Annotated in this window: 18 protein-coding genes and 1 pseudogene; 9 read left to right on the top strand and 10 right to left on the bottom strand. The window is 72.2% G+C overall.

Going from position 1 to position 22,554, the window contains the following annotated elements; translation table 11 throughout:
* Nucleotides 1-56 precede the first annotated feature (56 nt).
* Entirely contained in the window at nt 57-1,373 is a 1,317-nt protein-coding gene (locus BLQ62_RS04995) for a diguanylate cyclase domain-containing protein (RefSeq protein WP_068533323.1), read from the top strand.
* On the opposite strand, the gene BLQ62_RS04990 is transcribed toward BLQ62_RS04995, so the two are convergent.
* The 5 genes from BLQ62_RS04990 to BLQ62_RS04970 form a co-directional block, all read right to left on the bottom strand.
* Complete coding sequence (locus BLQ62_RS04990; RefSeq protein WP_068566923.1) at nt 1,343-2,740, bottom strand: amino acid permease; 1,398 nt, start codon at nt 2,738-2,740, stop codon at nt 1,343-1,345. The two genes, BLQ62_RS04995 and BLQ62_RS04990, sit on opposite strands and share 31 nt — an antisense overlap.
* Nucleotides 2,740-5,007, bottom strand: a complete 2,268-nt coding sequence (purL, locus tag BLQ62_RS04985) for a phosphoribosylformylglycinamidine synthase subunit PurL (RefSeq protein WP_170842896.1) — start codon at nt 5,005-5,007, stop codon at nt 2,740-2,742. The genes BLQ62_RS04990 and purL overlap by 1 nt, the downstream gene beginning before the upstream one ends.
* 22 nt (nt 5,008-5,029) lie before the next feature.
* Nucleotides 5,030-6,862 (bottom strand): adenylyl-sulfate kinase, encoded by a 1,833-nt coding sequence (gene cysC / locus BLQ62_RS04980; RefSeq protein WP_068566925.1) that lies wholly within the window; start codon nt 6,860-6,862, stop codon nt 5,030-5,032.
* On the bottom strand, nt 6,862-7,776 hold the full coding sequence (cysD, locus tag BLQ62_RS04975; RefSeq protein WP_231857654.1) for a sulfate adenylyltransferase subunit CysD: 915 nt from the start codon (nt 7,774-7,776) through the stop codon (nt 6,862-6,864). Before cysD ends, cysC begins: the two co-directional genes overlap by 1 nt.
* Nucleotides 7,777-7,854: 78 nt before the next feature.
* The gene (locus BLQ62_RS04970) at nt 7,855-8,784 is read right to left on the bottom strand and encodes an IclR family transcriptional regulator (protein WP_068566929.1); all 930 of its coding nucleotides are present in this window, start codon (nt 8,782-8,784) and stop codon (nt 7,855-7,857) included.
* A gap of 92 nt (nt 8,785-8,876) precedes the next feature.
* Between BLQ62_RS04970 and BLQ62_RS04965 the strand changes: the two genes are divergently transcribed.
* The 4 genes and pseudogenes from BLQ62_RS04965 (at nt 8,877) to BLQ62_RS04955 (ending at nt 12,518) form a co-directional block, all read left to right on the top strand.
* The gene (locus tag BLQ62_RS04965) at nt 8,877-10,043 is read left to right on the top strand and encodes a hypothetical protein (RefSeq protein WP_068533335.1); all 1,167 of its coding nucleotides are present in this window, start codon (nt 8,877-8,879) and stop codon (nt 10,041-10,043) included.
* A pseudogene (locus BLQ62_RS23225) lies at nt 10,043-10,821 on the top strand (SDR family oxidoreductase). The gene BLQ62_RS04965 and the pseudogene BLQ62_RS23225 overlap by 1 nt, the downstream one beginning before the upstream one ends.
* Nucleotides 10,814-11,968: a sulfotransferase family protein gene (locus tag BLQ62_RS23220; RefSeq protein WP_068566934.1), complete on the top strand. Its 1,155-nt coding sequence runs from the start codon at nt 10,814-10,816 to the stop codon at nt 11,966-11,968. The pseudogene BLQ62_RS23225 and the gene BLQ62_RS23220 overlap by 8 nt, the downstream one beginning before the upstream one ends.
* Before the next feature lie 31 nt (nt 11,969-11,999).
* Nucleotides 12,000-12,518: a SecDF P1 head subdomain-containing protein gene (locus BLQ62_RS04955; RefSeq protein ID WP_068566936.1), complete on the top strand. Its 519-nt coding sequence runs from the start codon at nt 12,000-12,002 to the stop codon at nt 12,516-12,518.
* A 36-nt stretch (nt 12,519-12,554) separates the two neighbouring features.
* Here the strand turns inward: BLQ62_RS04955 and BLQ62_RS04950 are convergent, their stop codons facing one another.
* Entirely contained in the window at nt 12,555-13,895 is a 1,341-nt protein-coding gene (locus BLQ62_RS04950; RefSeq protein ID WP_414929917.1) for a cation:dicarboxylate symporter family transporter, read from the bottom strand.
* Nucleotides 13,896-13,995: 100 nt separating this feature from the next.
* On the opposite strand from BLQ62_RS04950, the gene BLQ62_RS24440 reads away from it, so the two are divergent.
* The 3 genes from BLQ62_RS24440 to BLQ62_RS04940 are packed head-to-tail and all read left to right on the top strand — an operon-like array spanning nt 13,996 to nt 16,228.
* On the top strand, nt 13,996-14,967 hold the full coding sequence (locus BLQ62_RS24440; protein WP_331711114.1) for a sensor histidine kinase: 972 nt from the start codon (nt 13,996-13,998) through the stop codon (nt 14,965-14,967).
* Between the two features lie 47 nt (nt 14,968-15,014).
* The gene (locus BLQ62_RS24435; RefSeq protein ID WP_331711115.1) at nt 15,015-15,545 is read left to right on the top strand and encodes a sensor histidine kinase; all 531 of its coding nucleotides are present in this window, start codon (nt 15,015-15,017) and stop codon (nt 15,543-15,545) included.
* Complete coding sequence (locus BLQ62_RS04940) at nt 15,542-16,228, top strand: response regulator (protein WP_068566938.1); 687 nt, start codon at nt 15,542-15,544, stop codon at nt 16,226-16,228. The genes BLQ62_RS24435 and BLQ62_RS04940 overlap by 4 nt, the downstream gene beginning before the upstream one ends.
* Here the strand turns inward: BLQ62_RS04940 and BLQ62_RS04935 are convergent.
* The 4 genes from BLQ62_RS04935 to BLQ62_RS04920 are packed head-to-tail and all read right to left on the bottom strand — an operon-like array spanning nt 16,213 to nt 21,203.
* Nucleotides 16,213-17,052 carry an SDR family oxidoreductase gene (locus BLQ62_RS04935; protein WP_068533344.1) on the bottom strand — a complete coding sequence of 280 codons (840 nt, stop codon included), beginning with the start codon at nt 17,050-17,052 and terminating at the stop codon, nt 16,213-16,215. The two genes, BLQ62_RS04940 and BLQ62_RS04935, sit on opposite strands and share 16 nt — an antisense overlap.
* 28 nt (nt 17,053-17,080) lie before the next feature.
* Nucleotides 17,081-18,991, bottom strand: a complete 1,911-nt coding sequence (locus tag BLQ62_RS04930; protein ID WP_068566939.1) for an SDR family oxidoreductase — start codon at nt 18,989-18,991, stop codon at nt 17,081-17,083.
* A 57-nt stretch (nt 18,992-19,048) separates the two neighbouring features.
* The gene (locus BLQ62_RS04925; protein ID WP_068566942.1) at nt 19,049-20,125 is read right to left on the bottom strand and encodes a proline racemase family protein; all 1,077 of its coding nucleotides are present in this window, start codon (nt 20,123-20,125) and stop codon (nt 19,049-19,051) included.
* The gene (locus BLQ62_RS04920; protein ID WP_082756659.1) at nt 20,112-21,203 is read right to left on the bottom strand and encodes an alcohol dehydrogenase family protein; all 1,092 of its coding nucleotides are present in this window, start codon (nt 21,201-21,203) and stop codon (nt 20,112-20,114) included. The genes BLQ62_RS04925 and BLQ62_RS04920 overlap by 14 nt, the downstream gene beginning before the upstream one ends.
* A gap of 132 nt (nt 21,204-21,335) precedes the next feature.
* Between BLQ62_RS04920 and dinB the strand changes: the two genes are divergently transcribed.
* Complete coding sequence (gene dinB / locus BLQ62_RS04915) at nt 21,336-22,553, top strand: DNA polymerase IV (protein WP_068566946.1); 1,218 nt, start codon at nt 21,336-21,338, stop codon at nt 22,551-22,553.
* The last annotated feature ends 1 nt before the right edge of the window (nt 22,554 follow it).

Below are 22,554 nucleotides of genomic sequence, written 5' to 3'. Positions count from 1 at the left end.
CGCGGGCCGGGCCGTAGACTCGTCGGTGCCGCAAATGAACATCGACGAGGAGGGGCATGCCGCAGTCCTCCTCACCGCTGGGCTTCCTGGCGCGCGGTGAATCCGTGGTCGCGCTACTCGTCGACGAGTTCCTCGCGTCCATCGCGGACGACGTCTACCTCCCGCTGCCCGCCGCCCTGGTGCGGGCCGATCTGCTCGCCGGCTTCCAGTCCGTGATCACCGCGCTCGGCGCCGAGGAGTTCGATCCCGCTGTCGGCCGCGACGTCGGACGACTGCTGATCGAGCTGCAGATCACCGTGCCGGCGGGCGCCGCCGCGGCCGGCCGGGCCATCGCCGCACTGCCCGATGCGCTGCTGCGGGAACCGTCGGCGGAGGTCCGTCGCCGCACGGCCCTGATCCTCGCCGAGTACGCCGCCGGCTACGCCGAGGCCCTGACCAGGCGGATCATCGACGGCCAGGCGATCGTGCACCGTGCAGCGCAGCTCGCCCGTCGCGCCGCCGAGGAGGGCGAGCGCGCCGCGCAGGCGCGGCTGCGGGTGATGTTCGAGCATGCGCGCTCACCGGTGTTCGTGGCCGACGAGGGCGGCCGGCTCGTCGAGGCGAGCGCGGCGATGACCCGCATGATGGAGGCCAATCCGACGCTCCTGGGCCCGTCGGGCGACGACGTGCGGCAACTGCTCGCCGACGATCCCCGCGACGCCGAGCGGGTGCTGCGAGAGCTGGCCGACGCGGACGACGCCGGCGTCACGCGCTTCCTCGAGCGCCGCCAGCTGCGGTTCCTGGGCGAGCGCAGCGTCGGCCGATGGGCCCTGAGCCGGGTGCCCGGGAACGGCGACCGGCCGCCGCTGCTCGTCGGCGTCGGCCACGACGTCACCGACCTGCGGGAGACGCACGCGCAGTTGAGCCACCTCGCCCACCACGATCCGCTGACGGGGCTGCCGAACCGGCGTCGCCTGGGCGACGATCTCGCGGCCGGCCCGGACACCATGATCGGTTTCTGCCTCGTGGACCTCGACGGCTTCAAGGGGATCAACGACCGGCTCGGCCACGCCGTGGGCGATCAGCTGCTGGTCGCGGCGGCGGCCCGGATCAGCGCCGCGCTGGCGGGAGTCGGCACGCTCTACCGCGTGGGCGGCGACGAATTCGCTGTACTGGTCCCGCGGCCGTTCCGGCCGGAGGACGCGGCGCAGCTCGTGCATCGCGCGCTGGCGACGCCCGTCGAGCTGCCCGCGGCCGGCGATGGCGCGCCGCTCTCCGTCCGGATCGGTGCGAGCATCGGCACCACCACCTCCGCCCCGGGCGACACCGTCGAGGCGCTCATCGTGGCGGCGGACGCCGGGCTCTACCGCTCCAAGGGCGCACGGCGCGCCTGAGCGCGCGCATGCAGCGTCCCGGCCACCCACAGCAACAGCACCACCACGGCCGTCGAGAGCACCTGGTTGCGGACGTCGTCGTTGGCGATCGCCAGCGCCACGATGCCGAGCAGCACCACCAGGACCGCCCAGGACAGGTACGGGTAACCCCACATCTTCAGCGGCAGCGGGGTCCCGTCGCGCTCGGCCCGGCGGCGCAGCACGATCTGCGAACCGATGGTCGCGAGCCAGGTGACGATGAGGGTCGACCCGACGACGGCGAGCAGCCGGTCGAGCACCTCGGAGCCCCACAGGTACGTGGCGGGCACGGCGAGGAAGCCGATCGCCGAGCTGGCGAGAACGGCGAGGACGGGCACGCCCGAGCGGTTCGCGCGGCCGGCGACCGCCGGCGCCATGCCGCGCTCCGCGAGCGAGTACAGCATCCGCGAGCTGCCGTAGAGGTTGGCGTTGAGCGAGCTGAGCAGCGCGACCACGATGACCACGCCCAGGGTGGTGCCCACGGCCGGCAGCCCGGCGGCGCGCAGGACCGCGACGAACGGCTCCTTCGCGACGGCCGGATCGTCCCAGGGCAGGGCCAGCAGGATCACGGCGACGCTGCCGACGTAGAAGACCAGGATCCGCCAGACGGTGGCGCGGATCGCCCGCCCGACGGTGCGCTCGGGGTCCTGGGTCTCGGCCGCCGCGACGGCGACGATCTCGATGCCGCCGAACGCGAAGGCCACCACGAGCAGGGCGGCGACCACGCCGCTGATGCCGTGCGGCGCGAAGTCGGTGAGGTTGCCCAGCCCCGGCGACGGCGCGGAGGTCCAGCCGAGGAGGTAGCCCACGCCGATGATCAGGAAGAGCGCCACGAAGACGACCTTGATCAGCGAGAACCAGAACTCGAACTCGCCGAAGCCGCGGACCCCGGCCAGGTTCAGCGCGGTCAGCGCGATCATGAACACCAGCGCCCACACCCAGACGGGCGGCCCGCCGGGCAGCAGGCCGTTCAGGATGGCCGCCGCGGCGACGGCCTCGGCCGCCACCACCAGGCACAGCTGCACCCACCAGAGCCAGCCGACGGCGAAGCCCGCACCCGGGCCCAGCGCACGGCCCGCGTAGTAGGAGAAGGCGCCGGGGTTCGGGTCGGCGGCCACCATCTCGCCGAGCATCCGCATCACGGCGATCACGACGAGCCCCGCCACGGCGTAGGCGATGAGCACGGCGGGGCCGGCCAGGGCGATCCCCTTGCCGGACCCGACGAACAGCCCGGCGCCGATCGCCGAGCCGAGGCTCATCATGATCAGGTGCCGGGCGCGCAGCCCGGCGTGCAGACCGGGATCGGCGGGCGCGGCCGCCGCGGTGCTCTCGCCCGACGGTGCCGTCATCAGCCGAACAGCGCCGGCAGGGTGCCCTCGTGCGCGGCGCGCAGGTCGGCCAGCGTCACGCTGAACCGGCCCTGCACCTCGACCGAGTCGCTGCCCTGGTCGACCACGCCGATGCGGACGGCCGGGAGCTCGCGGGCGGCGCACATGGCCGCGAAGCGGGTCTCCTCGGTGCGCGGCACCGCGACGAGCACGCGGCCCGTCGACTCGGAGAAGAGCTGCACGAAGGCGTCCGAGTCCTCGGGGAGCAGCAGGCGGCAGCCCGTCTCACCGGCGAGTGCGGCCTCGACGACCGCCTGCCACAGGCCGCCCTCGGAGAGGTCGTGCGCGGCGGAGACGAGGCCGTCGCGCGAGGCGGCGGTGAGCACGTCGGCCAGCAGCTTCTCGCGGCCCAGGTCCACGCGCGGCGGCACGCCGCCGAGGTGATCGTGCTCGACCTGCGCCCAGATGGAGCCGTCGAACTCGTCGTGGGTGTCGCCGAGCAGGTACAGCGTCTCGCCGGGCTCGGTGCCCAGGCCCGTGGGGATGCGGCGGCGCACGTCGTCGATGACGCCGAGCACGCCGATGACGGGCGTCGGCAGGATCGCGGTGGTGCCCGTCTGGTTGTAGAAGCTGACGTTGCCGCCGGTCACGGGGATGCCGAGCGTGACGCAGCCGTCGGCGATGCCGCGCACCGCCTGCTGGAACTGCCACATCACGCCCGGGTCCTCCGGCGAACCGAAGTTCAGGCAGTCGGTGACGGCCTTGGGGGTGGCGCCGGTGACGGCCACGTTGCGGTAGGCCTCGGCGAGCGCGAGCTGTCCGCCGACGTACGGGTCGAGGTAGGTGTAGCGGCCGGAGGCGTCGGTCGAGAGGGCGATGCCGCGCTGGGTGCTCTCGTCGATCCGGATGACGCCGCCGTCGGCGTTCTCGGCGAGCACCGTGTTGCCGCGCACGTACCGGTCGTACTGCTCGGTGATGAACTTGCGCGAGCACAGCGCCGGCGAGGCGAGCATCTTCAGCGCGGTGGCGCGCAACTCGTCGTCGGTGCCGGGGCGGCGCAGGCCGGCGGTGGTGTCGCCGATGAGCGCGTCCATGAACGCGGGCCGCTCGACGGGGCGCTCGTAGACGGGGCCGTCATGGGCGATGGTGCGGGCGGGCGCGTCGACGACGGTCTCGCCGTGCCAGTCGATGACGAGGTGCTCGCCGTCGGTGACCTCGCCGATCACCGTGGCCAGCACGTCCCACTTGGCGCAGACGGCCATGAACTCCTCGACGTTCTCCGGGGTCACCACGGCGCACATGCGCTCCTGCGACTCGGAGGAGAGGATCTCTGCGGCGCTCATGCCCTGCGCGCGGCACGCGACCTGGTCGAGGTCGATGAACATGCCGCCGTCGCCGGCCGCGGCCAGCTCGGAGGTGGCGCAGGACAGGCCGGCGCCGCCCAGGTCCTGGATGCCGACCACGAGCTTCTCGCGGTAGAGATCCAGGCAGCACTCGATGAGCACCTTCTCCATGAAGGGGTCGCCCACCTGCACCGACGGCAGCTTCTTGGGCTTCTCGTCGGCGTCGAAGCTCTCCGAGGCCAGCACGGAGACGCCGCCGATGCCGTCGAGGCCGGTGCGGGCGCCGAACAGGATGATCTTGTTGCCCTTGCCTGAGGCGAAGGCCAGGTGCAGGTCCTCGGTGCGCAGTACGCCGGCGCACAGCGCGTTGACCAGCGGGTTGCCCGCGTAGGACGCGTCGAAGACGGTTTCGCCGCCGACGTTCGGCAGGCCCAGGGAGTTGCCGTAGCCGCCGACGCCGCGCACCACCCCGTCGAGCACGCGACGGGTGTCGGGCGCGGTGGCCGGGCCGAAGCGCAGCTGGTCCATCACGGCGATCGGGCGGGCGCCCATGGCCATGATGTCGCGGACGATGCCGCCCACGCCGGTGGCGGCGCCCTGGTAGGGCTCCACGTACGACGGGTGGTTGTGCGACTCGACCTTGAAGGTCACCGCCCAGCCGTCGCCGATGTCCACGACGCCCGCGTTCTCGCCGATGCCCGCGAGCATCACCGCGCGCATCTCGTCGGTGGTGGTCTCGCCGAAGTAGCGCAGGTGCACCTTGGAGCTCTTGTAGGAGCAGTGCTCGGACCACATCACCGAGTACATGGCGAGCTCGGCGTCGGTGGGGCGGCGGCCGAGGATCTCGCGGATCCGCTGGTACTCGTCGTCCTTGAGTCCGAGCTCGCGGTACGGCTGGTCGACATCGGGCGTGGAGGCGGCGTGGGTCACCGTGTCTACGTGCACCAGCCCAGTTTAGACGGGTGTTTCACGGCTCGAGTTTCAGCCAGCGATCGAGCACGACCCGGGCCTGCTCGACGGGCTCGCCGTCGGCGGGCCGCAGCACCAGTTCGGGCCGTTCGGGCGCCTCGTAGGGCGCGCTGATCCCGGTGAAGTCGGCGATCTCGCCCGCCCGCGCCTTGGCGTACATGCCCTTGGGGTCCCGCTCGGCGCAGACGTCGATCGGGGTGTCGACGAAGACCTCGACGAAGGGCAGGCCGGCCTCCTCGTGCTGGGCCCGGATCCGGTCGCGGTCCTCGCGGTACGGGCTGATCAGCGAGGCGATCGCCACCGTCCCGGCGTCCGCGAGCAGTTGCGCGACGGCGCCCACGCGGCGCACGTTCTCCGCGCGATCGGCGGCCGAGAAGCCGAGGTCGGCGTTGAGGCCGTGGCGCAGGTTGTCGCCGTCGAGCCGGTAGGCGGGGATGCCGCGCGCCACCAGGAGGCGCTCGAGCTCGCACGCCACCGTCGACTTGCCGGAGGCGGACAGGCCCGTCAGCCAGACGGTGCCGCCCCTGCTCGCGCGGTCCTCGCGCCGCACGGCCGCCCCGTGCCAGACCACGGCGCCGGCCTTGAGCGTCGGCCCGGAGATCATGCCGGCCGCGACGGTCTCATTGGTCTGCGGATGCACCAGCACGAAGCTGCCCATGGTGCGGCCGCGCCGGTACGGATCGAAGAGCACGGGCCGGCGCGCCGTGAGCTGCACCCGGCCGATGTCGTTGAGCTCGAGGCCGGTCGCGTCCTGGTCGCGGTGCAGGGTGCTGGTGTCGAGCCGGTAGTCCAGCGCCTCGATCCGCACGAGATCGCTGGAGTGGGCGTGCAGCATCCGGTACTCGGCGCCGACGCTGAGCGTGGCGGTGTCGGAGAACCAGCACACGGTGGTGTCGAGGTCGGTCGCGGACTGCGGCCGGTTCGCGGGCCGGCACAGCACGTCGCCGCGGCCCACGTCCAGGTGATCGGCGAGCCGCACGCACGCCGCCTCCCCCGCCTCCAGCCGCTCGGCGGGCGCACCACCGGGCCGGTACAGCTCGGCGACGGTCGTGGTGAAGCCCGACGGGAGCGCGACCACCTCGTCGCCGACGGCGAAGGCGCCGGAGGCGACGGTGCCCGCGACACCGCGGAAGTCGGAGTCGCGGGGCCGGATCACGTACTGCACGGGCAGCCGCGCGTCGATGAGGTTGCGATCGCTGACCACGTGCACGTTCTCGAGGTGGTAGAGCAGCGACGGGCCGTCGTACCACGGAGTGTTCGGCGAGCGCTCGGTGATGTTGTCGCCGAGCAGCGCCGAGACCGGGATCGCCTCGACGTCGTGCACCTCGAGTTTGGCGGCGAATTCGGCGAACTCGGCGCGGATGGCGTCGAACCGGGCGCGGTCGAAGTCCACGAGGTCCATCTTGTTCACGCACAGCACGATGTGCTCGACGCCGAGCAGCGAGGTGAGGAAGGTGTGCCGGCGGGACTGGCGGGTCAGGCCGTGCCGGGCGTCGACGAGGATGAGCGCGACGTCCGCGGTGGAGGCCCCGGTGACCATGTTGCGGGTGTACTGCTCGTGGCCGGGGGTGTCGGCGAGGACGAACTTGCGTGTGGCGGTGGCGAAGTAGCGATGGGCCACGTCGATCGTGATGCCCTGTTCGCGTTCGGCCCGCAGCCCGTCGGTGAGCAGGGCGAGGTCGACGCCCTCCTCGCCGCGGGCGGCGGTGGTGGCCGCGACCGCGCTCAGCTGGTCCTCGAGAACGGATTTCGATTCGTAGAGCAGGCGTCCGATGAGCGTCGACTTGCCGTCGTCCACGCTGCCGGCCGTCGCGATGCGCAGGATCTCCATCAGAAGTACCCCTCCTTCTTCCTGTCCTCCATGCCGGCCTCGGAGATGCGGTCGTCGGCGCGGGTCGCGCCGCGCTCGGTGATCCGGGTGGTGGCGATCTCGGTCACCACGGCTTCCGGGGTGGCCGCGTCCGAGGCGACGGCGCCGGTGCACGTCGCATCGCCGACGGTGCGGTAGCGGACCGTCCGGCGTTCCGGCGTCTCGCCGGGCAGGGCCTCGACGAGCGGGCCGGTGGAGAGCAGCATCCCGTCGCGCTCGATCACCTCGCGCTCGTGCGCGTAGTAGAGCGAGGGCAGGGCGATGGACTCGGCGGCGATGTACTGCCAGATGTCGAGCTCGGTCCAGTTGGAGAGCGGGAAGACGCGGATGTGCTCCCCCTTGCCGTGCAGGCCGTTGAAGATGTTCCACAGCTCGGGGCGCTGCGCGCGGGGATCCCACTGCCCGAAGCGATCCCGGAAGCTGAAGATCCGCTCCTTGGCGCGCGCCTTGTCCTCGTCGCGGCGCGCCCCGCCGAAGGCGGCGTCGAACCGGTGCTCACCGATCGTGCGCAGCAGCGTCGCGGTCTGCAGCCGGTTGCGGGTGGCGCCCGGGCCGGTGGGCTCGACGACGGCGCCGGAATCGATGTCGTCCTGCACGCTGCCGACCACGAGCCGCAGGCCCAGGCGCTCGGCCAGCTCGTCGCGGAAGGCCAGCACCTCGTCGAAGTTGTGGCCGGTGTCGATGTGCAGCACCGGGAACGGGATCGCGGCGGGCCAGAAGGCCTTGGCCGCGAGGTGCACCATCACCACCGAGTCCTTGCCACCCGAGAACAGCAGCACGGGGCGCTCGAAGGTGGCCGCCACCTCCCGGAAGACGTACACCGTCTCCGCCTCGAGGAGCCGCAGGTGATCTGCGGCGACCGTCGTCTCCACCACTGTCCAAACCTCCGGTTCATATTTGGACCCCATTGGTCCATTTCTGACCCGAAGGCTAGAACGTGTTCTCTTCGCTTGTCAACGCCCGGCGCGGCCGGGCTTGACGCCCCCGATCCGCACGGTGATCCGGTCCGCGGCCGCGATGAGCGAGGTGGCGCGCTCGGCGATCTCGCGCTCGGTCAGCTCTGCGCTGACGTACAGGCTGGCCACCATCGCCTGCGCGCCGTCACCGTCGAAGACCGGCGCCGAGATGACGCTCACGTTCTGCGACTCCCCCGGCTCGGCGGCGTCGCCGCGCAGATGGACGCGGTCGCCGATGCCAGCGACCACTTCCCCGAGCACGGCGCGCAACTCCGCGGGGATGTCGCCCGGCACGCCCGCCATGAGCCGGTGGAGTTGCTGGCCCGCGGGGGTCAGTAACTCCACCAGGTAGCCGTCGGCGCGGCAGGTCTCGATCACCCGCGCGAGCCGGTCGCCGTCGGCGCGCACCCGGTCGCGCGCGAGCCAGCGCTCGAGGCGCCCCGTGCGATCCCAGAGCACGTACATCAGCCCGATCGGCGGCGTGAACGGGTAGCCGTCGCCCACCTTGACCATCGCCGGCCGGTGCGGATCGACGGCCACGTCGAGCACCGTGACCCGATCGCCGACCACGCCGGAGAGCGAGGCCGGGTGCCCGAACGCCTCCCACAGTCCAGCGAGGATGTCGCCTCCGGCCGGATCCTCACGCAGCGAGGTGCGCGCAGCGCGGCCGAGCGGGATCAGCGCGGGCCCCAGGCGGTAGGTCTTGTCCCGGTCGTCGCGCAGCAGGTAGCCCGATTCCACGAGCGTGGCGACGATGCCGAGGCAGGTGGGCTTGCTCAGGCCGACGCGGCGGGCGAGCTCGGAGATGCCGAATCGCTCACGCTCGTGCCGGGACAGGAACTCGAGCACGGCCACCACCCGCGCGGTCGGCGGCGAGGTCCGCCCCGCCGCGGCGGGCGGCGCTTCCACCCCGGTCGGTTCCGTCATCGGGACTCCTTGACACTCGTCGATCCCTGCGCCTACGGTCTGGAACAGGTTCTACCAACTTGGTCCATATTTGTACCACTATCGGAGGTGGGATGTACAGCGATCCACTCGTCGCGGCGATCGGCGAGGCCGAGGCCCTCGTCGCCGCGGCTCCGCACATCGAGACCGAGGCCGACCTGTTGGAGGGACTGCAGTACCTCGCGCAGGGTGTGGCGGCCTGCGTGCACGGCGCCTTCCACTTCGACAAGGATCACCCGTTCCTGCTCAGCGGCACCGGGCCGTTCACCAAGATGGGGCTGGACAACCCGGACACGCTGTACTTCGGCGCGCGGGTCGACGGCGCCCACGAGTACGTGGTCACCGGCCGCCGGGGCACCACCTGCGACATCAGCTTCCAGGTCCTCGGCGGCGGCGAGTACACCGACGACAACGTCCCGGCCAGCGCCGTCGCCTTCGACGACCGCGAGCTGACGGTCGATGCCGACGGCCGGTTCGAGGTGCGCTTCGGCCCCGGGGAGCCCGTACCGGGCTCCTACTACCGCCTCCCGCCGGGCAAGGCGCAGTTGGTGATCCGCGAGGTCTTCGACGACTGGTCCGCGCGCCGCAGTACCTTCGCCATCGCCCGCACCGACACCGCGGGTACCGCCCCGCCGCCGGTGACCCCCGAGCTCATGGCCAAGCGCTACGCCGCCGCGGGCAAGCAGCTGGTGAGCCGGGTCAAGACCTGGCTGCAGTTCCCGAAGTGGTTCTACGACCCGCTGCCGGTGAACACGCTGACCGCGCCGCGGCTCACTCCCGGGGGCCTGTCCACCCAGTTCTCCTCGGTGGGGCACTACGACCTCGCCGACGATCAGGCCCTGATCATCACGGTCCCCCGCGGCGACGCCCCGTACCTGGGCTTCCAGCTCGGCAGCCTCTGGTACATCTCGCTCGACTACATCCACCACCAGACCTCGCTCAACGGCAGCCAGGCGCAGGAGGATCCGGACGGAATGATCCGGATCGTGGTCTCCGAGAAGGACCCCGGCGTCACCAACTGGGTCGAGACGCTCGGGCATCGCCGCGGCTACCTCCAGTTCCGCTGGCAGCGTACCGATTCCGCGCTCACGGCCGCGGACGGACCCACCGCGCAGGTGGTCCCGCTCGCCGAGGTGCCGGCGCACCTGCCGCACTTCGCATCCAACCGCATCGACGCCGACGCCCGTCGCGCGCGGATCGCGCAGCGAGCGCGGCTCATCGGCGAGAGGATGGTCGGCTGATGCCCGGCCTGGGACTCGACGGCAGGGTCGTCGTCATCGCGGGCGCGGGGCCGGCGCTGGGCGCCGTCCTCGCGGAACGCTTCGCCGACGAGGGCGCGCGGGTGGTCCTCGTCGCGCGGAACGCGGAACGGATCGAGGCCATGGCCGCCGAGATCGACGGTGCGGTCGCGATCCCCGCGGACATCACCGACGAGGGCTCGCTCGCCGCACTCGCGACGCAGGTGCGCGAACGCTTCGGGCGGGTCGACGCGGTGATCAACAACGCCTTCACCTATCCGTCCATGCAGCGGCTGGTGAAGACCGATCCCGCCCACATCCTGCAGAGCGTGGACCTGATGGCGCTCGGCGCGCTGCGCACCGTGCTCGCCTTCCGCGAGGCCCTGGCGGCCGCGGACGGCGGCGGCGCCGTGGTCAACGTCAACTCGATGGTGATCCGGCATTCGGATCTGCGCTACGGCGGCTACAAGGCCGGGAAGACGGCGCAGCTCGCGCTCGCGCAATCGCTGGCCACTGAGCTCGGCCCCGAGGGTATCCGGATCAATTCCGTGGTGCCCGGCTGGATCTGGGGCGACACCCTCAAGGCCTACTTCGAGTACCGCGCGAGCACCAAGGGCGTCACCGTGGCGGAGGACTACGCCGACGCGGCGAAGAACTCGGACCTGCGGCGGCTGCCCACCGAGGACGAGGTGGCCTCGGCCGTCCTTTTCCTCGCCTCCCCCGCGCGTCCGGCATCACCGGCCAGACGCTCGACGTCAACTGCGGAGAGTTCCATGTCTGAGACCACCACCTCCGTCGGCACGGTCGACGATCTCCACGAGTCCGCGATGCGCCGCACCGGGCTGAGCGACTTCGGCGACCCGTCGGACGGCTACCGCGAGGCGCTGCAGGTACTGCTGGACTCCTACCGCGAGGAGGCCGCCCTCACCGAGCTCGGCTCGAAGCTCTCGCGGGTGTTCCTGCGCGGTGCCCTCTCCGCCAGGTTGATCAGCGAGGCGGCGTTCGCGGCGAACCCCGGCCACGCCGACGTCACCGTCGATCGGCCGATGTTCGTCACCGGCCTGCCCCGCTCGGGCACGACGGCCCTGCACCGGCTGCTCGACGCCGATCCCGGTAACCAGGGCCTGCAGATGTGGCTCGCGGAGGTCCCGCAGCCGCGGCCCCCGCGCGCGACGTGGGCGGAGAACCCGGTCTACACGCTCCTCGACGAGCAGTACGCGCAGCACCACACCGAGCACCCGGAATTCATGGGCCTGCACTACATGTCGGCCTCGGAGGTCGAGGAGTGCTGGCAACTGCTGCGGCAGTCCGTGCACTCGGTCTCCTACGAGTGCCTCGCGCACGTCCCGTCGTACGCGGCCTGGCTGGCCGAGCAGGACTGGACACCCGCGTACCGCCGGCACAAGCGCAACCTGCAGCTGATCGGCATGAACGATCCGGGCAAGCGCTGGGTCCTCAAGAACCCGAGTCACCTGTTCGCGCTCGACGCGGTACTCGAGGTGTACCCGGACGCCCTGATCGTGCAGTGCCACCGGCCCGCCGAGACGATCATCGCCTCCGTCTGCTCGCTCGCGCAGCACGCCACCGAGGGCTGGTCGACGGCCTTCACCGGCGCGACGATCGGCGCGGATCAACTGGACACCTGGGCCCGCGGGCTCGACGCCTTCGACGAGGCCCGCGCGCGGCACACCGCCGCCGGCCGGGGCGATCAGTTCGTGGACGTGGATTACCGCGACCTGGTGGCCGATCCGCTCGGCACCGTCGGGGACATCTACGGCTCGTTCGGGTTGGAGCTGACCGACGAGGCACGGCAGGCGATGTCGGCGATGCACGACGCCAGTCGATCCGGAGCCCGCCGCCCCAACCACACCTACTCGCTCGAGGACTACGGACTGACGGAGGCGACGGTCCGCGCCCGGTTCGATTGAGCGCCCGGCGGCCGGGGCGTAGCCTCGCGGCATGGGGTCCAGGGGCATCACAGTACTCGGTGTCGTCGCGATGATCACCGCGACGACGGCCGTGACCGCCTGTCAGGGCGTCGCCGCCGGCGAGCCGGTGGCGACCCCGCAGGTGCCGCAGATCCGCCTGGTCACCAACGTGCTCCCGACCACCCCGGCGCAGTGCGGATCCGGGATCCCCGCCGCCGAGGAGCCCGCCCGGATGTGCAACACCGCAGGCGATCTCCTGTATGAGGTGGATCGGTCGGTCACGCATTCCCCGGTCAAGCGCGCGAGCGCCGGTGTGCCGCAGAACCAGACGCAGTGGGTGGTCACGTTCGATCTGACCGACGCCGACGCCGATGCCTTCGCGGAGCTCACCGCGCGCAACGTGGGCAAGCAGATCGCGATCGCCGTAGGCGGACGCGTGATTACCGCACCCTCGGTCAACGGGCCGATCTCCGCCGGCATGGTGCAGGTCACCGGCGGCTTCGACGAGAAGTCCGCGAAGGACCTCGCGCACCGGCTGCAGCCGTCCTGACCGCGAGCGGTCGGGACGGCTGCAAGGGCGACTCGGTCAGAGCGCCGGGGCGGGCTCCTTCGGGGCCGGGGCCGCGGAGTCGTGGTCGTCGACCATCGTCGACTCGTCGAACGGGTCCTGCTTGTCGAGCACGCGCTGCGTCTGCGCCAGGTCGACGGTGGAGGTCCACTTCCCGATCAGCAGGGTCGCGATCGCGTTGCCCGAGAAGTTGGTCAGCGCGCGGGCCTCGGACATGAACCGGTCGATGCCGACGATCACGGGGACGCCGTCGAGCAGGTCCGGGCGGTGGGTCTGCAGGCCGCCGGCCAGCGTCGCGAGACCGGCACCGGTGACGCCCGCGGCGCCCTTCGAGGCGATCATCATGAACAGCAGCAGGGAGAACTGCTCGCCGAGGGAGAACGGCGCGCCCATCGCGTCGGCGATGAACAGCGACGCCATCGTCAGGTAGATCGCGGTGCCGTCGAGGTTGAAGGAGTAGCCGGTGGGCACCACGATGCCGACGGTCGACTTCTCCACGCCCGCGTGCTCCATCTTCGCGATCAGGCGCGGCAGCGCGGACTCGCTGGAGCTGGTGGCGACGATGAGCAGGTACTCGCGGCCCAGGTAGCGCGCCAGCTTGAACACGTTGAGCCCGGTCACGAACCGCAGCAGCAGCCCGAGAATGATGAAGACGAAGATCGCGCAGGTCACGTAGAAGGCCACCATGAGCCACGCGAGCTGCTTGACGGCCTCGAAGCCGGTGGCGCCGACCACCGCCGCGATGGCGCCGAACGCGCCGACCGGCGCGAGCCACAGCACCATCACGAGGATGCGGAAGACCAGCTTCTGCACCAGGCCGATGCCGCGCAGCACGGGCTCCCCCGCGCTGCCCATCGCCTGGAGCCCGAAGCCCACGAGCAGCGCGACCAGCAGGGCCTGCAGCACGCTGCCCGACGTCAGCGACGAGAACAGGGTGTCGGGCACGATGCTGCGGATGAAGTCCCAGGTGCCGCCCGCCTCGTGCGCCTGATCGGCGTACTTGGCGCCGCCGCCCGGCTCCTTCGGCAGGTTCAGGCCGGTGCCGGGCTTGAGCAGATTCCCCACGAACAGGCCGATCGCCAGGGCGAAGGTCGACATGAGCACGAAGTAGCCCATCGCGAGGCCGCCGATCTTGCCGACCGACGCCGCGGCCCGCACCGAGCCGATGCCGAGCACGATGGTGCAGAAGATGACCGGGGCGATCATCATCTTGATCAGGTCCACGAAGAGATCACCGAGCGGCTTGAGACCCTTGCCGAACTCGGGGGCCAGCAGGCCCACGATCACCCCGGCCACCACGGCGATGATGACCGCGATGTAGAGCCAGTGCGTCTTGTCGCGTTTTCCTTGGGCCGCCACGGCGTCCTCCTTGATCGATGGGGCGAAGAGAGCCTGCATCGATACTGGAAGAAGTGTGACCTGCAGCACAGCTTGTGTTCATTGTGTAAACGTCTTCATCGTGAGGAACAGAACCCGCAGCGTCGCCGCCCAGTCCTTCCTGGCCCAGATGGCGATCCTGCTGACGATCGCGGTGGGCGCGTCGTGGCTGGTGATCACCCAGGCGCGGGACGACGGTGACCGCACGGCGGCGGCGCAGACCCGAGCGGCCGCGGTGGCGCTCGCGGCCTCCCCGTCGACGGTCGCGGCCCTCGCCGCCCCCGACGGATCGGTGACGATGCAGCCGGTCGCGCAGCGGACCGGTGCGCTCGGCAGCCTCGACTTCGTGGTCGTGATGCGGCCCGACCGCACCCGGCTCAGCCACGCCGATCCGGCGCTGATCGGCGGGAAGTTCACCGGCACCATCGACCGGGCGCTCGCCGGGGAGACCTTCACCGAGACCTACGCGGGCAGCCTCGGCCCGTCGATCCGCACGGTCACCCCCGTGTACGACGCCTCCGGCACTCTCGTCGGGCTGGTCTCCGCCGGGGTCACCCGGGCCCGTCTCGGGGATCAGGTGCGCGACGCGCTGCCCCGCATCCTCGCCGTGGTCGCGGCCGCGCTGTTGATCCTCGTCGCGCTCTCCGCGCTCGCGCAGCGCCGCATGCGGCGCCAGACCCTCGGGCTCTCCGCGCACGACCTGCGCGGTCTCTACGAGCACCACGACGCCGTGCTGCACACCCTCTCCGAGGGGCTGATCGTCTTCGACGCCGGTGCGCCCGACGGTCCGGCGCAGGTGGTCAACGACGAGGCGCGCCGGCTGCTGGCGCTGCCCGACGGCGACATCGGCCAGGCCGACCTGCCTCCCTCGCTGCGCGGCGCCGCCGACCTGGAGGACGAGCTGCACGTGACCGGCAACCGCGTGCTCCTGGTCAATCGCCGCCCCGTCACCGGCCCGACCGGCCCGATCGGCACCGTCCTGACGGTGCGCGACCGCACGGAGCTGCAGACGGTCCTCGGTGAACTCGACACCGCTCGCTCGCCGACGCGCTGAGCGCCCAGGCGCACGAGCACGCCAACCGGCTGCACGCGGTGGTCACCATGATCGAGCTCGGGGAGGACGGGGCCGCGGCGGACCTGGCCGTCGCCGACCGCTCCGCCTCGCAGGAACTGATCGACCGGCTGGCGGGCGATCCCGCGCCGTCGGCCGTGGCGCTGCTGGTGGCCAAGACGGCCGCGGCGTCCGCGCTGGACGTCGAGCTGACCGTGGCCGAGGGCACCGACCTCGCCCGCGCGCCGCTGCCCGACCCGCAGTTGCTCACCCTCCTGGGCAACCTGGTGGACAACGCGATCGACGCCGCCGGCCCCGGCGGCTGGGTGGAACTCGCGGCGGCGAGCGGCGACGGGGCGTGGGAGCTGCGCGTCGCCGACAGCGGGCCCGGCATGTCCGCCGACGAGTTCGCCCGCGCCCGGATGCGCGGCTATTCCACGAAGGACCGCGGCGGCCGGTTGCACGGCGGGGGCCTCGGCCTCGCCCTGGTCGATCAGGTGGTGCGGCAGGCGGGTGGCACGATCGAGGCGGAACGCGCGCCGTCGACGGTGACGGTGCAGCTACCGGGAGGGGCGCGATGACGATCCGGGTGCTGGTGGTCGACGACGAGCCGCGGATCGCGAGCGCGCACGCCGAATACGTCCGGCGCATGGACGGTTTCGAGCTCGCCGGTGTCGCCGGCACGGCGGGCGCCGCCCTGCAGGAGGTGCGACGGTCCGCCGTCGCCGGCCCGCCCGTCGACCTGGTGCTCGCGGACGTGGGGCTGCCGGACCGCAGCGGGCTCGACCTCGCGGCGGACCTGGCGGGCGTCCGCCCGCAGCCCGACGTCATGGTGATCACCTCGGCGCGCGACATGGAGACCGTCCGCGGCGCGATGGCGAGCGGCGCGATCCTCTACCTCATCAAGCCCTTCACCTTCGCCGCCTTCGCGGACCGGCTGCGCCGCTACCTGTCCTTCCGCGAGGCGCTCGGCGGCGGCGATGTCGGCCAGCGCGAGGTCGACGCCGCATTCGCGGCACTGCGCGAGGCTCCCGCGGCGACGACGGCGCCGAAGGGGCTGGCACCGTCGACCCTGGAGACCGTGACCGGCGCGCTGCGGCACGCCGACGAGCCGCTGGGCGCGGCGGAGGTCGCGGCACGGACGGGGATGTCGCGGGTCACGGCGTGGCGCTACCTCGAACGCCTCGCGGACGACCGCCTGTGCGAACGGATCACCGAGTACGGCGGCCGCGGCCGCCCGGAGGTGCGCTACCGCTGGCTCTGAGGCCCGTCGGTGACGCCGCGCTCGTAGTCGGCCCGCGCCGCGCGGTCGGCGGTACGGACCTGGTCGGGAACGAGCAAGCGGTCCAACAGGTCCCGCACGGCTTGCGGCGCCAGGGTCTGCAGCCGGTCCAGCAGGGCGACGGTCCGCGGCACGTGCACCTCGAACCGCGGCCGGTCGAGCGCACCCGCGACGGCCTCCGCGATCGTTTCGGGCGTGAGCATCGCCGCGCCGCCCGTGGTGGTGCCGGCCGCGAGCGCGGTGTCGACGACGGCGGGCATGACCACGCTCAGTTCCACACCGGTGCCGCGCAATTCGCGGCGCACCGCGCGCAAGTAGCCGTAGATCCCGTGTTTGGTGGCGCTGTAGGTGGCCTCGCCCGCCGGGCTGAGCTTCGACGCCGCCGACGCCACGGTCACCACGTGCCCGCGGCCGCGGGGGACCATGCGGCGGGCGGCGAGCCGGGTCCCCAGGATGGGTCCGACGAGGTTCACGGCCACCTGCCGCTCGATCGATGCGGTGCTCTCCTGCGCGAACGGGCCGACCCACATCACCCCGGCGTTGTTGACCAGCGCGTCCAGCGGACCGTCGGCCTCGGCGGCGTCGAGGAACGCGGCGAAGGAGGCCTCGTCCGTCACGTCCAGCGGCACGGCCACGGCGCGGCCGCCCACGGCGCGGATCCGCTCTGCGACCGCGTGCGCGGCGGCCTCGTCGCGATCGCCGATCCACACCCGGTGGCCGCGTGCCGCGAGGAGGCGGCAGGTGGCGGCGCCGATGCCCGCGCCGCCGCCGGTCACCGCGATGCTCCGCCCGTTGCCGTCCGTCATCCGATCACGCCCTTCCGTCGCCCCGATCCTAGGACGGGCCGGCGGCCACCGCGGGCGGTGCCGGTACGGTCGCGCCCTTGGCGGCCGCCGAGTCGCGCGAGGCGAGGTAGTCCTGGTGCAGCATCCGGCGGGTGATGCGCGGGGTGACGGAGCGGCCGAACGCGCCGACGACACCCAGCGGGGTGTTCACCCGGGTGGGGCGCTCGCGCAGGGCGCGGATGATCATCCGGGCCGCCCGCTGCGGGCTGATCACCCGCGCGTCGTCGTAGGCCTCCGTCGGGGCGATCATCTCGGTTCGGACGAGCGGCATGTGGATGTTGGTGAACGTCACGTGATCCGAGAGCAGCTCGGTCGCGGCGATGTCGGTGAAGGCGTCCAGCGCCGCCTTACTCGCGACGTACGCCGCGAAGCGCGGCCCGCGGGCGAGCACGCCGATGCTCGAGATGTTCACCACGTGCCCGAAGCCGCGCTCGCGCATGTGCGGCAGCAGCGCCAGGATCATGCGGACGGCACCGAAGTAGTTGACGTCCATGGTGCGCTCGAAGTCGTGCATCCGGCCCGTGGAGGCCTTGACCGAACGCCGGATCGACCGGCCCGCGTTGTTGATGAGGTAGTCCACATGGCCGTGCTCGGCGAGGATCCGCGCCACGGTCGCATCGACGGCGTCGGCGTCCGTCACGTCGCACACGTAGGCCCAGGCCTCGCCGCCGCCCGCCCGCACCTGCTCCGCGGTGGCTTCCAGCTCGGCGGCGTTGCGCGCCAGCAGGATCAACCGAGCGCCCTGCTCGCCGAGGGAGATCGCGGTCTGCCGGCCGATGCCCGACGAGGCGCCCGTGACGACCACGTGGCGCCCGGCGATCGGATCCCGGCGGCGCAGCCGCGCCGGATCGAGCTGCTCGCGCCAGTACGCGAACAGCTTCGGGCCGTACTCCTTGAGCGGCGGCACCTCGATCCCGGTGCCCTGCAGCGCCCGCCGGGTCGGCTCCGAGGTGTAGGTGGCGGTGAATCCGAGGTTCTCGAAGGCCTTGGGCGGGATCCCGGCCTGCTTGAGGACGGTGTCGCGCGCGACGCCGACCCTGCCCGCCCCGCTGGCGCGGAGGGCGGGATCCACGATGCGGCGCGACACTCGGCCCACCGCGCGCGGCGCTCCGGCGGGGCGGGCGATGGCGCGGTAGAGCTCCAGGACGCTCTGCGGCTGCGGGTTCACGAGGTGGTAGGTCCGCCCCGTCCCCTCGTTCCGGAGCAGCAGCTCGACCAGCGCCTCGGCCACGTAGTCGACCGGCACGACATTGGTGTCGCCGGTGTCCGGCACCACCATCGGGATCATCGACGGCACGCGCCGCAGGGCGTCGAAGGCGGGGAAGAAGTAGTACGGCCCGTCGATCTTGTCCATCTCGCCGGTGCGCGAATCTCCGACCACGATCGCGGGGCGGTAGATCCGCCAGCGCAGGCCGTCGGCGTCGCGCACCAACTTCTCGGACTCGAACTTGGTGCGGTGGTACGGCGAGGGGAAGCCCTGCCCGAGGTCGAAGTCGTTCTCGGAGAACGGGCCCCGGTGATCGCCGGCGACCGCGACGGAGGAGACGTGGTGCAGCTCCGCGCCGGCGCGCAGGGCGAGCGCGATGACGGCGCGGGTGCCCTCGACGTTGACCGCGTCGTTCGCCTCGGCGCTCGCGGCCATGTCGTAGACGGCGCCGAGGTGGAGTACGGCGTCGATGCCCGCGGGCTCGGACTCGATGCCCAGGCCGGGGGCGGCGAGGTCGCCCAGCAGGGGCCGGACGCGCTCCTCGCCGTAGCGGGCGCGCCACTGATCGAGCTTGGACACCGACGACGGGCGCACCAGCAGGTGCACCACGGCGTCGGGGTCGCGCTCGAGCAGCAGCGGGACGATGCGCCGGCCCAGGAATCCGGTGGCGCCGGTGATCAGGTAGGTCTTCATTGCGACTCCTCGGGGAGGCTCTGCAGTAACTGACTTTGGAGTAACCTTACTCAGTAGTCAGTTCTTCGCAACAGGCGATCCCCCGGAGAGTGCGGACGGGTCGACGGTGAGCAGGTCCTCCATGTCCGAGGCGTCCACCAGCGGGTCCTCCAGATCGATGACCAGGCGCGAGTGCGCGATCAGCCGGGCCTGCCCGGTGATCACGGAGTGCAGCGCGGCGTACCCGCCCACACGCCCCTCCCCGCGCACCGTGCCGACGAACCGGTTACCGCGCGGCGAGATCGTCTCCAGCGACTCCCCCTCCGCGATCTCGCCCCGGCGGTGCATCAGGGCCAGGCGCGCCGAGGTCCCCGTCCCCGTGGGGCTGCGGCACAGCACGCCGGGGTGCACGTACGTGGCCGACGGCGACTCGTACCGCCCCGGCGCCAGCCGGGTCACGGGTCCGGTGAAGTGCGCGAAGGACAGCGGGCCCACGTCCCCCAGGTCCGGGTGCTCGAGGGCGAGCCCGGGCCGGGCCGCGCGGACGACGGCGTCGCCGAAGGCGGTCAGCGCGATCTGCTCGTCGGCGCTGATCCGGAAGTCCCAGGCGGCGGCGTCGATCAGCGCGTAGTGCGCGCCGCTCCAGACCAGGTCGTAGCGGACCTCGCCGTAGTACGGCACGTCGACGGTGAGCCCCTCCCGCTCCACGTAGGCCGGCTCGCCCTGCGTGGTGATGGATTCGACCCGGTCGTCGTGCACCACGGCGTCGATCCGCGCCAGCCCGGCGGGCGATTCGAGCACCAGTCGCTGCACACCCTCCCGCATCGGGATCGCCCCGCTCTGCAGCAGCGCGGTCGCCGTGCAGATGGTGTTCGAGCCCGAGTACATCGGGTAGCCCATCGCCTCCATGATCACGTAGCCGGCCTGTGCCTCCGGGTGGCCGGGTTCGACGATCAGGTCCACCGACATCGCCGGGTCGCCGTACGGTTCGGAGAGCAGGAGCCGGCGGAGCCCGTCGCCCGCGCGCTGCAGGTACCGCGCCTTCTCGCGCACCGTCGCTCCGGGGATCGGCCCGATCCCCGCGACGACGATCCGGCTGACGTCGCCGCCGGACTGCGTATCGATCAGCTCGAGCGAGCGCTCACGGCGCAGCATGCGCCGCCCCCACCTCGTCCCAGTGGCGATCGGGCACGACCACCAGCTTCCCGACGTACTCCTTGCCCAGGAACGCGCGCTGCGCGTCGTGCAGGCGCGAGAGCGGGTAGGTGGCCGAGAGCAGCGGCCGGATCGCACCCGACTCGATGTGCCCCAGGAGTCGACGGAACGCTGTCCTGGTTCCCTGCGAGGAGCCGTGCAGCTCCAGCTGTTTGAGGTACATGGTGCGCAGGTCCAGCTGCACCACGGGGCCCGCGATGGCTCCGGCGGTGGTGTACCGCCCCTCGGGGCGCAGGATGCGCAGCAGGTCGTTGAACATCGGGCCCCCGACCAGATCCGCCACCACGTCGACGGGCGCGCCGACGGTGCGCTCGACGGCTGAGACGAGGTCGGCCTCGTCTCGCAGCACGACCGCCTCCGCGCCGATCTCGCGCAGCGCCTGCTCCTTCCCGCGGCTGGAGACCGCGTACGGGAGAGCCCCGCGCACCCGCGCGAGCTGGATGATCGCCGAGCCGACGCCGCCCGAGGCGCCGGTCACGAGAACCCGCTCCCCGGAGGACAACCGGGCCCGATCGAGCATCTGCTCCGCGGTGAGGTACGCGCAGCAGAAGGTCGCGAGCTCCGCATCGGTGATGGGAGCCGTTGTGCGGTAGGCGTTCTCCGCTGGCACCGCGACGTACTGGGCGTAGCCCCCGTCGCGGCCGTGCCCGATGTAGTCGATGTCCGCGAGGCTCTCATCGCCCTCCGGGCGGTTGTAGATGCTGAAATCGACGATCACCCGCTCGCCGATCCGCGCGCCGTCCACCCCGTCGCCCACCGCGGCGATGCGGCCCACGATATCGGCGCCCTGGATCCGGGGAAAGGTCAGCGTGGAGCGGCCACGGCGCCAGGTGGACACGGAATCCGGGTCGGTCTCCGTCCCGTACGCGCCCTCGCGCACCCAGACGTCGGTGTTGTTCATGCCGCAGGCACGGACGTCGATGAGCACCTCGCCGGCGGCGGGGCTGGGCACGGGTACGTCCTCGCGGTGGACGAGGTTGTCCAGCCCGCCGTGGGCGACGAGCTGCACGGCCCTCATCGTCGCCGGAGCACCGGATGACGCTGATGACTCCATCTCTCCGAGGGTAGCCACGCGGCGGCGACGCGTCAGCCGATTCGTGAGCGCAAACACCGACGCGAACCTGTCGGTGCGGGTCGGCACAATGCGGTCATGGGAATCGACGGGGCCGGGCGCACGGAGGCGTCGATCCTGCACGCCGATCTCGATTCCTTCTACGCCTCGGTCGAGCAGCGCGATCACCCCTGGCTGCGCGGCCGCCCGGTGCTGGTGGGCTCGGGCGTCGTGCTGGCCGCGAGTTACGAGGCGAAGGCCAAGGGGGTGCGCTCGCCCATGCCGCACCGCGAGGCGCTCGCCCTGGCCCCGTTCGCGATCACCATGCCACCGCGCTTCGAGGCCTACATGGAGGCAAGCCGCCGCGTGTTCGAGATCTTCCGGGACACCTCGCCCCTGGTGGAGGGCCTGTCGGTCGACGAGGCCTTCCTCGACGTGGGCGGCCTGCGCGCCATCCGCGGCACGCCGGTGCGGATCGCGGAGCGGCTGCGCGAGCGCGTGCGCACGGAGGTCGGGCTGCCGATCACCGTGGGCGTCGCGCGCAGCAAGTTCCTGGCCAAGGTGGCCAGCGCCGTCGGCAAGCCCGACGGTCTGCTCGAGGTCGCGCCCGGTACGGAGCTGCAGTTCCTGCACCCGCTGCCGGTGCGGCGGCTGTGGGGCGTCGGCCCCAAGACCGAGGCCCGCCTGCACGAGGTGGGGATCGCCACCGTCGGGCAGATCGCGGAACTGGGCGAGCACCGCCTGGCCGCATTCCTCGGCCGCGGCACCGCGCGGCACCTGTACGCACTGTCGATGGCGCACGACCCGCGCCGCATCGACACCGGTCGGCGCCGCAAGTCCATCGGTGCGCAGCGCGCGCTGGGCCGACGGACGAAGTCGGAGGCCGAGATCGAGAGCGTCGCGCTGGCGATCGTCGACCGGCTCGGCGAGCGCCTGCGCGCGGCCGGTCGGGTGACGCGCACCGTCGAACTGCGGCTGCGGTTCGACGACTACGCCTCCGTCACCCGCTCCCGCTCGCTGCGCGAGCCCACCGACCGGACGGAGATCGTGCTCGCCACCGCGCGGGCCCTGCTCGACGAGGCCATGCCGCTCATCCGTGAGCGGGGCTGCACGCTGATCGGGCTCTCGCTGGCGAACCTGGAGAACCACGGCGCGGTGCAGCTGGCCCTGCCGTTCGACGGGGGCGAGCACGACGCCGACCTGGACCTCGCGATGGACAGCCTGCGCACCCGGTACGGGCGCGCGGCCGTGACCCGGGGCTCGCTGCTGCACCGACCCCTCGGCCCGGACGCGCCGATGCTCGCCGAGCAGGACTGAG

Source organism: Tsukamurella pulmonis (assembly GCF_900103175.1).
Classification (GTDB): domain Bacteria; phylum Actinomycetota; class Actinomycetes; order Mycobacteriales; family Mycobacteriaceae; genus Tsukamurella; species Tsukamurella pulmonis.
The sequence above is the reverse complement of the archived record's forward strand: the minus strand, read 5'-3'. Positions and strand labels throughout refer to the sequence as shown.